Here is a 12,918-nt window from a genome sequence, read left to right as displayed (position 1 = left end):
TCACCCCCCAATCTTAACTATCTTTTTTTAGTATACCTAATGCTTTCTTAAAATCAATACCAGAGGCGCAATGACATTTGCCGCAGCCGGCACACCCATTTACCCCCAAGCGCTCTGCCTGAGCGATTCTATCAATCCTATCCCTAGGGTCTAAGTGCAGCTGAGCCAAGCGTACCCAGACAAAGGGTCCAAATACCTTGCCTTCACCCTGCCCGGCCGGGCAGACTGTAGCACAAACTAAACACTCATTACACTGGGCAAAGTGAAAGTAATCGGACGAAACCATACACCCAGGCGGCTCATCATTTTTCGCCCCCGGTATTATCATTAAATCCAAGTCTTGATAAAGTTTATCTAGAAAGGATCGGTCTACTACCAGATCCCGAACCACCGGCAATCCTGGCAGCGGTCCAATTTCCATTCCATCTTTAACCTGGGTGGTACATGCCAGCACCGGTCGCCCATCGACAGACACCCCACAAAGACCGCAGCGTTTAAAACGGCAATCATATCGAAAACTTAGCGTACTATCCTTATAGCGGTATATATACTGCAAGGCATCTAAGACCGTTTCACAACTGTCCGCCACAAAATATTCCTGTGAGACTTGATTAGCATTTGTTCCCCTGACAATGCTTAGTTTCAATTTCGACATTACTTTGCCCCTTCCACCTGGCAACAGTGCCAGTTACCTTTCTTTACAAAAGTCCTATTACAGGCCACCATAACCAAGCCACCACAACTATCGCCAAGACCACTGCCAATGAAATCAGTATCCCGGGCTTAAGCCAATCTAAAGGATGAAGGTACCCAGAGTTATAAACAATGATATTGGGTATGGTCTCTATCACCAACAAGAACCCAAATAAGGCAGACAACCCCACCAAAAACCCGTACAGCACCGGATCCTCACCTAGGTTTACCGCCACCTGTACCACTACAGGGATTAGAGTAGCCACCACAGTACTTACATGCCCCACTGCGAGATGGTACAGTTGAGTAAAGATAACCACCACCGCCACTGCCAATAACGGTGTGGCAAAAATCAGCCGCAGCCAACCAACGTTGGAAATTAAATCAGCTATAAACGCAGCACCACCGGTTTGATTCAACACCGTACCTAAAGATAAAGAAGTTCCTAGCAAAACAATGGTTCCCCAATTAATGCGCAGCAGGTCCTCCCAATCTGCAAAACCAATACCAGGAAAGGCCATTAATAAGGTGGCTAATATAGCCGGGACCGCTGGATGCCAACCATGAAACGGTTCCAGCATCCACAACATTACCGTCAGAATCAAGATGCCGACACAACGTTTTTCCCGCCAATCCACCGGCCCTAAATCTTCTAAGTATTTTTTGAAAATATTGGTATCGAAAGTTTTGACCTCGCTGGGAAAAACCTTCATCAAAATAAACCAAGTCATAGGTATTAATAGCAAACTGATAGGCAAAGCTGCGAATAACCATCTGTAATAGCCGAAAGTCTGTCCAGTAAGGTTTCCAACCAATTCAGCGGTCATTACGTTTGCCAAAGCACCCGGCAAAACACCGGCACCGGTAATATTGACACCAAAACAGAGGCCAAAAAGAAATAATTTTTTAGTATTCGATACACCTTCCGTATTATCAACGCTTTCGATTAATATCATTACTACCGGAAGCAATAGCAAGGTGCGTACAGCTGTTGCCGGTACCGCAAAGGCCAAAATTTCCATGGTAAGAAATAAGCCCCAAAGTGCCATTCCCGGGGAACTACCGAAACGCGCAAGAATGGTGAATGCCATTCTCCTGCCTAGGTTAGTACTGTTGACTCCGCGGGCCATCATAAAACCCGAGAGCACCAAAAATAAAGAACCGGTAGCAAAACCGCTTAAAGAAACATTCAACGGTGCAGCGCGGGTAACTACCAGGACCATGATGACAAATATCGAAGTCATCGACAAAGGCACCGGCCGACTAACCCAAAGTACAGTACCCATCCCAATGGTGGCAAAAGTTAATTTAATCTGCCCCGGAGCTGGTAAAAAAATTTCCAGAATGACAAAGACGACAACTGCAAATATTAACTTTAGATAAGTATCCTGGTTCGATTTAGCTTCAACTGACTTCTGCTTCGTATTTTGCAACTGTGGTCCCCCGTTTCTTACTATTATGAAATTTCCCTATTAAGTATAAAATTCCCTGCAAAGAGTTTAATCTGTTAGCACTTATTCCGGAAAGGGGATATTTATGTTAAAGCGCATGATTAAGTTTTTAGTTAAGTTTTATTCAGGAAAATTCCTGCTTAAATTATGGCAGGAAGAAAGGGCCCGGGTCTTCAAATACAAGCCCCCGGCTAGACGCAATCCCAAAAATTAGTCTTCCTTGTATCCCCGATAAATTGCCCGAGAAATTAAACGGTCGTACCGGGTCCATAACTCATCATCCTCATCTTGTTGGATAATGTCAAATACCTGCCTAATTCTCCCGCTTAGCAAATCACAATAAAAAACGGTCATCGCTTCGGGAGTCTGGGGCAGTACAGGCGCCCCCCATTCCAATTGCCCATGATGCGTCAGAATGATGTGCTTTAGGTGGTCAGCTAAAGGTGCGGGGAAATCCGGCTGCATACCTATTCGTTCAGCAATCATATCCCATCCCAGTACTGGATGCCCAAACAGTTTGCCGCTATCTGTGACGGCAATGCTGGTCTGATAGCGGTATTCCATAATCTTGCCGATGTCGTGCAGCAGGGCACCAACCAATACCACATCCCTGTTTATTTTCGAATAATTTTTTGCCACCTGTACCGCATAGCTGCACACTTCAAGACTATGCTCTGCCAGACCGCCAATACATGCATGGTGTACCTTTTTCGCTGCCGGGCAGGTTAAATACTGCTGCAAAAAATCCTTATCGCTGAACCAATTTGCCAGCAGGGTTTTTAGATGTTCATTATTAAGAGACGCCACCAGTTGCCGCAGCTCGTCCAGCAAAAGCTGTTTATCTTTACCCGCGGGCAAAAAATCCTCAGGCTGCCATTTTCCTGCGGCCGCAGGGGAGACTTTTTCAATGGTGATCTGATTTGACCCCCTATATTCTGAAACCGCTCCTTCCACCTGTATCAGGTCCTCCTCTGCCAGTCCAGCAGCAATCTCTTCCGCTCCGTCCCATAGTTTCGCTTCAATTTGGCCGGTCTTATCAGCAATGACCAAAGATAAAAATTTTCCTTTACTAGGGTCTCTAAACGGAATTAACTGTTTTTTAGCTAATGCAAATACAGAATTAACCTTTACACCGGGCTGCAGTTCATTAATATACTGCTTCATATTAACCTCCATACAAAGTTGTTTGATTTTTTCCTTATTATCAATTCTGTACAGCAGCCGGATATTCCTGCAGTAAAAAACCCACGACTATGCGTGGGTTTTTAAAGATAATCGCTCAATTGTCCGTACAGTGGGTTGCCCGCTGGCATCCCATCCCCGTTCTAAATAATAACGTTTTAAGGATTGGTTTATTTCCGCTTCCGTTAGATGGTGAGTTCGCTGATAGTTTTCAAGCTTTATTTCTCCTTGGGCAGCAGCCAAAGGTTGATAAAACTTATCAGGGAGGCTATCTGTTAGCGGTCGCCCCTGCCCATTATTTAGCCGGTATTGATTCCAAACCCGCTCACCCACAGTCAATAATTTCTTATCGTTAAACTCCAAACCGGTTGCTGCAGTCACCAACGCCGCTGCTTTAGCGGGAGTATAACATTGCATTACCGGCTGTCTCGCGCAAAACCCCAATGAACTTGCCACCGCATAAAAGTCTTCAGTATGGCGTACCAGCAGCGCCAAATCCGCCTCTTCATCATCAGGTGCAATACCCACTGCTTTATTTTCGTCAACCCCAATACTGGTTAAAAAGCGCTGAAAGGAACGATTGTTTTTACCCGGGTTAAAGGCCGGCGAATTTCCCTGCACTACATATGCCCCTCTTGGATTAGTGAGCTGGGCATAGAGAAAACCGCTGGTATGAGGGCGCGGGTCACTGATCGGGTCTACTCCTTTTATGTGCACCGCCAAGTCTCGTGCCTCATCACCCCACCGTGCCATGTTCGCTAAAAACCCTTGGGCTAATATATCCCCAAAACCTTTTCTTTCCACCACTTGGTTTGCCAATTCATGATAACAATGAGGCGTATGTTCTAGCACCATGCCTCCGGTTTCCTGATTGGTTATTACCCCATTAAGATAAAGGTCAATTGACCATCCAATCACTGCATACAGGGTAAGGTCGTCTACCCCGTAGTCATTCGCCATTATCATCGCTTTCAGGGCTTCTCCTTCATCCCTGGCCCCCCAGCGTGATCCAGAAAGCGAGGCATGTAAGCCATAAGAAATTGGATAGCTGCATCCGTCCACTGCCACCAGCGCCTTATCGGCCAAAGGACAAGATATACAAGCCAATGGTCTAATGAAATGTTCCTCGTATGCGCGGGGTCCTAAGTTTTCCGCTTCTTCATCTGATAGCTGGCGCTGAAAATTTTCTTTAATTAGTCCCTGTTTCCAAATGGGCCATCCTAAGAAAATACCTTGCTTCAACCATTGATTACGCCAAGGAATATTACGCATGTCCTGCTGCAGCTGCTTACTGAGAGACAAAAATTTCCCTTTATCCACCAGCGGGGGAATACTATGTCCCTTTACCACAACCGCCTTAAGGTTTTTACTGCCCATCACTGCACCCAAACCGCCACGCCCCAAGGTAGCAACGTTATCCAGCATGGATAGCGCAAAATAAACCATTCTTTCCCCGGCCGGACCGATGGCCATCACACTGCTGTCTTTATGGCGGCTCCACAATCTTTCCGTGGTGCTCTTAATACCTTTCCCCCATAAATCTCCAGCATCATCGATACTATTGTCCATGCCAATCATCAAATAAACGGGCTTGTCAGATCTGCCGGTAATGACCAGTGCATCATACCCGGCCCATCTCAGTGTAGCTGCAAAATTACCGCCGCCGTTTGCGTTGCCCCATGCATCATTTAACGGCATGCGCGTAACCGCAGTAGTGCGGCTGCTGCTGGGTGCCGGTGTTCCCGCCAATGTCCCGGCAGCAAATATTAAAGGATTATCCGAAGACAGTGCCTCAATCCGATCATTTGCAGCGTAGTCTGCTGCAAGCCAATTCGCCAGGCCCATGCCGCCAAGAATTTCCTCATATACTTTCATAGGAATAGGTTTTTCGGTGAATTCTCCTGTGGTAAGATCAATATATAAAATTTTGCCGTAAAATCGAGTACTCAAGAGACCTCACCTACCCGGGTCAAAGCACCATAAGCACACCATCTAGCACAAAGTTGGCATCCTGCTCTGCAGTTTCCATCAAAACTAATGTTAAAACGGTAAAGGTCTTCGCCATTTCTGCTCACCTCTATATGTGACGATGACAACGTCTGCTCCACTGACCATGTAGCAGCGCACATCATCATGCACTGCATACAACCACAGCAATTTTCTTCTTCCACAGCAATCCTGACGCTTTTGACCTGATTTGCCATTCGATCACCCTTCCCTCAACAAGAATAAAATCATTTCATTCTCGTCTGTTCAAAACCCAAGAAAAAACGCGCGCTAACGGCGCGCTAATTTACTGTGCTTCTGCTGCTCAGTCGGCGTTCTTTTTCCCGATCCGGCGATATCTTTAACTTTTCCAGTTTATTATAAAGACTGCGGCGAGATATGCGTAGTTTTTGCGCCGTAAGAGAACGCTTCCACTGGCAGCGGGCTAATGTGTCTATAATCACTTGCCGTTCTGCCCTATTTAAGATTTCCCCAAGAGAATCTCCCTGCTTAAAATCCAGTGCCTGGTCCTGCTTCGCAGTCAGTGCCGGAGGCAGATCCATACTTTTTATTTCCGGCGCTTCTCCCAGTGCTAAGGCCTGTTTTAATACATTCTCAAGTTCTCGAACATTTCCCGGCCAATTATGAGACATCAGTAGTCCCATCGCTTCTTCGGCAACACGCCATTCGCTATCAATAGCGACACTATTTAAAATAAAGTCTACCAATAAAGGAATATCTTCTCGCCGCTGACGCAGCGGTACCATTTCAATAGGAACTACATTTAACCGGAAATATAAATCTTCCCGGAATTCACCTGTATTCACCATAGTCTTTAAATCCCTGTTGCTGGCCGCCACAATGCGCACATCTGCATTAATGGTTTCGTGACCGCCGACTCTTTCGAATTTTTTTTCCTGAATGGCAAACAAAAGTTTTGCCTGCATTGGTTGACTCATAGTACTCACTTCATCTAGAAACAAAGTACCGCCATGGGCCTGCTCAAATTTGCCCATTCGCATTTTAACCGCACCGGTAAACGCACCCTTTTCGTGCCCGAATAGTTCACTTTCCAACAGGTTTTCTGGCATTGCTGCACAATTAACAGTAACAAATGGCTGCTTAGCACGGTTGCTGGCCTTATGAATCAGTCGTGCCAATAAGCTTTTTCCTGTACCACTCTCCCCGGATAACATCACTGTGTAATCAGTAGGCGCCACTTTGGCAGCCCGGTGCAGAGTTACCTGGACTTTTGGACTACAGCCAATAAACTCCTGAAATTCAGTGTTATATTTCAGCTGTTGCTTTAGCATCTGGTTTTCCCGGGCAATTTTGCCCAGGCGAAAGGCCTTTTCCACTGTTAACTGCAGTTCTTCCAACTGAAAAGGCTTAGTTAAATAATCAAAAGCGCCCTGTTTGATGGCCTGTACCGCATCGCGCACCGTGGCATATGCCGTCAGTATCACTACCGGCACCTCGGGGTAATGTTCCTTCATGCGTACCAATACATCCATACCGGAAATTTTAGGCATCTTTAGGTCTAGAATGGCAAGAGTAATGGAGTGGGAACTCACCTGGTCCAAAGCCTCTGGACCTGATGCTGCCGTCACCACTTTATATCCCCAACGCTGCAGCACCTCCTGCAGTAAGTTGCGCATATTTTCCTCATCATCAGCAACCAAAATTATTGGTTTCGCCTCAGCCAAGAAGAACCATCCTTTCCTTGGAAGGGAATTTCAGTACAAAAACAGTGCCTTTATTCAGTTCACTAGACACTTTTATCAATCCTGAATGGTCGGAAATAATACGATGAGTTATTGCCAGCCCCAGTCCTGTGCCGGTATCCTTGGTGGTAAAGAAAGGATTGAATACTTTATCGCTTATGTCTTCTGCAATTCCTCCACCATTATCTTTAATACTCACCGTGACCCAATCCCCTTCGCTTTCATAACCGGTTTCCACATGAATCTCTCCTTCAGATGAGCAAATGGCCTGCAGCGAATTAAATAATAAGTTGAGAAAGGCCTGCTGCAGGCGCTGTTCATCGCCCACAATCAAAGGCACACTATTATCGAAAAGCTTTAGTACCGCCACCTCATGGATCGAAGTTTCCATTTGAAACAGCAGCAATGTCTTTTCCAACACCTGATTAATATCCAGATCCGTAAAGTCGCCCCCAGTAGGGCGGGAATAATCCAGCAAACTTTCTGTCAATTTACTTAATCGTTCTACTTCACTTTTGATTACTTGAAGATACCTGCCCCTTCCATCATCATCAGCCATTTCGGTCAACAGCAGCGATGCATAGCCATGAATTGTTCCTAGAGGATTTCTCAATTCATGGGCGATCCCCACTGCCATTTCCCCTAGTGCAGCCTGTTTATCCGCACGCTGCAGATGTTCGTGAATTAATCGCTGTTGATAAAGGTCTTCTACTACAATCACAAAACCCTGCTTTTGCCCCTCTTTATCCTTTGCCAAGCCGATTACAGGAACTATTACTGTGGCCCTGTCCCGTTTACCCACAACCTGCTCCTGACCGCGGAAAGGTTTGCCGGTGTTAGTCACATATTTCATGCCGTCTTTCAAAGCGGTCTTAGAATCCCGGGAGAAAAGCTCTAAAAAGCTTATCCCCTTAACCTCCGATACCAGGATGCCTAGGAGTCTCGCTGCAGCCGCGTTTATATTGATCACTGTTCCGTTTAAATCCGTAGTAATTACTCCAGTAGGAATACTTTCAAATATACTGTCAATGTAATCTCTTTTCGGCTGATGCATTAGCGACCCTCCTAGTACTATTGTATAACAAATTTCACACATTTGCATCAATATTCTGTCAACGGTTAAAAATAGCCTGCGAAAGGTAAAAAAAACATTTTATCGGTCAGCTCTCATGGTCAACTCGTTAACTTTCTCATAATCCCTATTCAAACCTGAGGAGATGATCATTTTTTGTACGTCGGTGGTGCCGCCGCCAATTGGCATCAGCCGGGCATCACGGAAAAGGCGTTCAATAGGATATTCTTTCATGTACCCATAACCACCGAAAATTTGCACCGCCTTATCCGCCATCCGCACAACATTTTCAGCATAAAAGGTCTTAGCCACGGCAGCTTCAAACTTCCCATCCAGACCTACATCTTTCATCCATGCAGCTCGATAGCTTAACAATCTTGCTGCATCTAGCATCACTTTCATATCAGCAATCCGTTCCCGAATCATCTGAAATTCGATAATTGGCTGGCCAAACTGCTGCCGCTGCTTTGCATAATCTACAGTCAGGTCCAACATTGCCGCCATCATGCCGGTACTCTCAGCAGCAAGGAAAACACCACGTTCCCAGACCAAAGCATCAACGGTTGCCTTAAAACCCTTTCCTTCTTCTCCTAATAAATTTTCCGCCGGAACACGGCAATCCTCAAATACCAGTTCTGCAGTAGGCGATGAACGATGGCCCATCTTATTTAGTTTTCGACTGACAGAAAAACCGGGAGTATCTTTCTCCACTAGAAACGCAGTTACGCCCTTAGCGCCCTTGCTTTTATCAACAGTCGCCATAACCAAAACCACATCCGCCACCGGACCGTTAGTAATAAACATTTTTGTACCATTTAAAATGTAATGTTCTCCGTCACGCTTAGCGGTGGTCTGAACACCTGCCGCATCGGAACCGGCATTAGGCTCTGTCAACCCCAAAGCACCAATCCATTCACCGCTGGCTAATTTGGGTAAATATTTTTTCTTTTGTTCCTCGTTGCCGTGAAGCCAGATTGGTACCGTACAAATAAAAAGGTGCGCCCCCAACGACAAGAAAATTCCAGGGTCTAATGCGCCCCGATTAAACGCTTCATATGCCAGCAAACAGGTGACTGCATCCGCACCACTCCCACCGTATTCTTCCGGGATAGGCAGACCACATAAGCCCATTTCACTTAGTTCACGCCACAATTCCCAATCCCATTCTCCCGTTTCATCACGTTCTTCAGCACCAGGAGCCACCTTATCCCGGGCAAACTTTTCTACACTGCGTGCAAAAGCTTCTTGTTCCGCCGTAAAACCGAAATCCATAAATATACCTCCTAATTTTTATTGCCAATATTTTGTCAATTCATCTTATGTCACTGCCTCAGTGAGTAAAATTCTATCCCAGTAGGGAACGGGAAATTACCACCCGCTGAATTTGATTCGTACCACCATAAATCTGAATGATTTTGGCATCGCGCATCATTCGTTCCACGGGAAATTCCCGCATGTAGCCGTAGCCGCCTAACAGCTGCACTGCATCGGTTGTCACCGCCATAGCTGTATCACTGGCGTACATTTTAGCCATGGCAGATAAACGAGATATTTCCTTATTGGCACCATTTAAACCGGGAAATTCTTCATCCACCAATGAGGCGGCGGAATATACCAAATGCCGCGAGGCCTCTACCTTGGTAAACATTTCCGAAAGCATAAACTGCAGCCCCTGCAAGGTAACTATCGGCCTGCTGAATTGACGCCGCTGCTTACAGTAATTGAGCGCATATTCCAGCGCACCCCGAGCAATACCCAGCGCTTGGGCGCCGATTGCCGGTCTTACCCGATCTAAGGACAACATAGCCAGCTTGAATCCATCCCCTTCTGACCCTATCAGATTCGCCCGCGGCACTTTACAGTCTTCAAATATCAGTTCTGTGGTGCGGGTTCCTCGTACGCCCATCTTATCCTCAACTTTACCTATGCTTAAACCCGGTCTATCCTTTTCCACCACAAAAGCACTAAGGCCGCGAATGCCTTGTTCCTTATCAGTGGCAGCAAAGACTATATAATACTCGGCCAAACCACCATTGGTGATGAAGCATTTGCTGCCGTTGATGATGTACTCTTCACCTCTGCGTACCGCCCTGGTACCTGTGGCCGATACATCGGACCCAGCATCGGGTTCAGTAAGGGCAAATGATGCCAGCACCTCACCCCGGGCACCTGCCACAAGAAAGTTTTTCTTTTGTTCCGCGCTGCCGGCAAGCAGCAGCGGTGTTAAGGCCAACTCTTGGCAGCTCACCATCAAGCCTGTTGCCGCAGAAACCCGTGAAAGCTCCTCCACTACCAGACACAGCTCCAACACACCCTGACCCTTGCCCCCGTGAATCTCTGGTATTGAAACTCCCACCAAATCATTAGCGGCAAATTCCCGCCACAAATCCCATGGGTATTCATCGGAACGGTCAAGCTGCTCGGCCCTTGGCGAGACATGTTTCTCTGCTAACCGGCGAACGCTCTTACTGAGCATCAATTGTTGGTCGTTAAGACTATATCCCATAACTTATTCCTCCCGGAACCTGCAGACGTTTTCATGAAGCATCCGCCCTGGCAGTCTTTTAGCCAATTTTCCCTCTAACCATCGCCCCAGCAACACCAAGTTACCAAAATTAATACCTGTACTAATACCCATTTCATCAAACATAAATACCATGTCTTCAGTAGGTACATTACCACTGGCACCTGGTATAAACGGGCATCCACCAAGGCCCCCCAGCGAACTTTCGAAACTGTCAATACCTGCCTGTAAACCCGCGAAAATATTAGTCAACCCCATCCCCCTGGTGTCATGCATATGCAGGGCAAACCGTGCCAAAGGATAATGGGCTCTTAACTTCTCCACCAAATTAAACACCTGCCGCGGATTGGCAAAACCGGCAGTATCACAAAGAGCAATATCCGTAATGCCATTGGTCAAATATTCTTCCAAAATCCGCATGATCATTGACAGCTCAGTTTCCCCTTGATAGGGGCATCCGAAAACCATAGAAATTGAGGCTCGTATGGAAATTTTATTTTCAGCATGGCGGCAAATAGCACGCAACTGTCCCAGCGACTGTTCCACAGTCATATTCACATTCTTTAAATTATGGAGTTCACTGGCAGAGACAGCAACATTAACTTCCCTTACATCGGCAGCCAGAGCTCGCTCTAACCCTGTTAGATTAGCAATCAGGGCACTGATTCTTACCTTATCGTCCGCTAGTTTGGCGCCCCGTACCACGGCTTCCGCATCATGATGTTGGGGGACAGCACGAGGGTTTACAAATGAGGTAGCTTCTACCGCCTTCAACCCTGCGTTGCTCAACTGGCTTAAAAAATATATCTTATCTTCGGTGGATAGTATTTTCTGCTCTAGCTGAAGCCCGTCCCTGGGCCCAACTTCCCTCACCATTACTTTTGACGGTAAATTCACATCCAATCTCCCCCCGTTACTCCCTGCTCCAGTCCTAAGGAAATTTTTGCCCGCTTTTTTCACCGAATTTTTCTTTTAACTGCTCTAAACCCTCACGCTTATATTCCGGACGCGATGCCTTCGGGATGCGGCCATTAAGTATGGCTTCAGAGCGAAGTCTGCGACCGATAGTTTTTTCCATCATCGTACCCAGATCCAAAATGCGGTCAACATTTATGCCAGTATCAATGCCCATCTCATCCAACATTACAACCATATCCTCCATTGAAACTAACCCCACGACATTAGCATCTTTATAGTAATATGACCCTGTACCAGGAACCGGTGTATCATCCAAGAAATTTGCTGGTTGACCGCCTAGTCCGCCAATGGTCCCTTCAAAAATATTTATTCCTGCTTGAAGGGCCGCCAATACATTGGCCAATCCCCAACCTCGGGTGACATGGAAATGCGCTACATGCAAATCTGGATTTGGCATAGCATCCATTACCATGGCGAAGTAGCGGTAGACCTGGTCCGGCGGGGCAGACCCGTCATGGTCAGCATGCTCAATATCTACTGCACCGATATCCAACCATCGTTGAGAAAATTTTACCGCTTCCTTCAATTCCGTAGGCCCGCTGATAGGACTGCCCCAGATGGTACTGACTGTCCCGTTCATTTTGATGCCCACATCCGCCGCCTTTTTTATACAGCGCTCCGCTTCTCGCCAATAATCGGGCAAAGTTGTACCCGAATTGGCAAAATGATGCTCTTCATCTGTGGAAACCATCATTAAAATACGGTCAGGCCCATAACCCTCTTTCTTTGCCTCTATTGCTCGATCCACAGCACGTTCGCGAATGGTAACTGCAGTAAGCTCTATTTCATCCCAATTCACGCCTGCTCTTGCTAGTGTCTTGCTCTGACGGATACCCTTGAATACTTCGTCAGCATCTTTAAATTGAGGCATACGTGTCGGATTGCCGAAATTGCTAATTTCAATTCTTTTAACTCCCGCTAGGATTAATTCTTCAACATAGCGAACTTTCGCAGCGGTAGAAATAAACTTTTCTTCATGCTGAAACCCATCTCTAATAGTAATGTCGCCCAACGTTACCTGCTTGGGATAATTCAAATTAAACTTTCCCTCCATGTAAATCCCTCCATATTGTTAATAATCTATTAGTGCGTGTTCAAAAAGTCCATTGTAGCAGGAGCAAGAAGTTCAAGGCGCGAAGGCTTTCAGACGCGGAGCGTACTGGTGGCGTACGTGAGCAGTCTCAAAGACTGAGCAACGCAGAAATTCGCCGCTCACCTGCGATGGACTTTTTGAACATCCTCTATCATCACTGGTCTCTCGATACTATAGCTGTCTATACTCGGCAGCCTGACCGCCAATAAACCATG

The 12,918-nt window shown here is 46.5% G+C and carries 11 protein-coding genes; all 11 read right to left on the bottom strand.

The window, feature by feature from the left end; all coding sequences use genetic code 11:
* Nucleotides 1-13: 13 nt before the first annotated feature.
* Nucleotides 14-655, bottom strand: a complete 642-nt coding sequence (locus MFMK1_RS08635) for a 2Fe-2S iron-sulfur cluster-binding protein (RefSeq protein ID WP_366924708.1) — start codon at nucleotides 653-655, stop codon at nucleotides 14-16.
* Nucleotides 656-698: 43 nt separating this feature from the next.
* Nucleotides 699-2,126, bottom strand: coding sequence for an SLC13 family permease (locus MFMK1_RS08630; protein WP_366924707.1), 1,428 nt, complete (start codon nucleotides 2,124-2,126; stop codon nucleotides 699-701).
* 228 nt (nucleotides 2,127-2,354) lie between these two features.
* Entirely contained in the window at nucleotides 2,355-3,308 is a 954-nt protein-coding gene (locus tag MFMK1_RS08625) for a 3'-5' exoribonuclease YhaM family protein (RefSeq protein ID WP_366924706.1), read from the bottom strand.
* 87 nt (nucleotides 3,309-3,395) lie between these two features.
* Nucleotides 3,396-5,276: an aldehyde ferredoxin oxidoreductase N-terminal domain-containing protein gene (locus MFMK1_RS08620; protein WP_366924705.1), complete on the bottom strand. Its 1,881-nt coding sequence runs from the start codon at nucleotides 5,274-5,276 to the stop codon at nucleotides 3,396-3,398.
* Nucleotides 5,273-5,530, bottom strand: a complete 258-nt coding sequence (locus tag MFMK1_RS08615) for a hypothetical protein (RefSeq protein ID WP_366924704.1) — start codon at nucleotides 5,528-5,530, stop codon at nucleotides 5,273-5,275. Before MFMK1_RS08615 ends, MFMK1_RS08620 begins: the two co-directional genes overlap by 4 nt.
* An 84-nt stretch (nucleotides 5,531-5,614) precedes the next feature.
* Complete coding sequence (locus MFMK1_RS08610; RefSeq protein ID WP_366924703.1) at nucleotides 5,615-7,018, bottom strand: sigma-54-dependent transcriptional regulator; 1,404 nt, start codon at nucleotides 7,016-7,018, stop codon at nucleotides 5,615-5,617.
* Nucleotides 7,011-8,090, bottom strand: a complete 1,080-nt coding sequence (locus MFMK1_RS08605) for a two-component system sensor histidine kinase NtrB (protein WP_366924702.1) — start codon at nucleotides 8,088-8,090, stop codon at nucleotides 7,011-7,013. Before MFMK1_RS08605 ends, MFMK1_RS08610 begins: the two co-directional genes overlap by 8 nt.
* A gap of 99 nt (nucleotides 8,091-8,189) precedes the next feature.
* On the bottom strand, nucleotides 8,190-9,380 hold the full coding sequence (locus tag MFMK1_RS08600) for an acyl-CoA dehydrogenase family protein (RefSeq protein WP_366924701.1): 1,191 nt from the start codon (nucleotides 9,378-9,380) through the stop codon (nucleotides 8,190-8,192).
* A 73-nt stretch (nucleotides 9,381-9,453) separates the two neighbouring features.
* Nucleotides 9,454-10,614, bottom strand: coding sequence for an acyl-CoA dehydrogenase family protein (locus tag MFMK1_RS08595; RefSeq protein ID WP_366924700.1), 1,161 nt, complete (start codon nucleotides 10,612-10,614; stop codon nucleotides 9,454-9,456).
* A 3-nt stretch (nucleotides 10,615-10,617) separates the two neighbouring features.
* A complete protein-coding gene (locus MFMK1_RS08590; protein ID WP_366924699.1) occupies nucleotides 10,618-11,529 on the bottom strand; it encodes a hydroxymethylglutaryl-CoA lyase in 912 nt (303 codons plus the stop codon).
* A 34-nt stretch (nucleotides 11,530-11,563) separates the two neighbouring features.
* Nucleotides 11,564-12,664 (bottom strand): beta/alpha barrel domain-containing protein, encoded by a 1,101-nt coding sequence (locus MFMK1_RS08585; RefSeq protein ID WP_366924698.1) that lies wholly within the window; start codon nucleotides 12,662-12,664, stop codon nucleotides 11,564-11,566.
* Nucleotides 12,665-12,918 lie beyond the last annotated feature (254 nt).

Origin of the sequence: Metallumcola ferriviriculae (assembly GCF_035573695.1) — a bacterium.
Lineage (GTDB): Bacteria > Bacillota > JADQBR01 > JADQBR01 > JADQBR01 > Metallumcola > Metallumcola ferriviriculae.
Note: the sequence above shows the minus strand (reverse complement) of the source record. Positions and strands in the feature narration are given on the sequence as shown.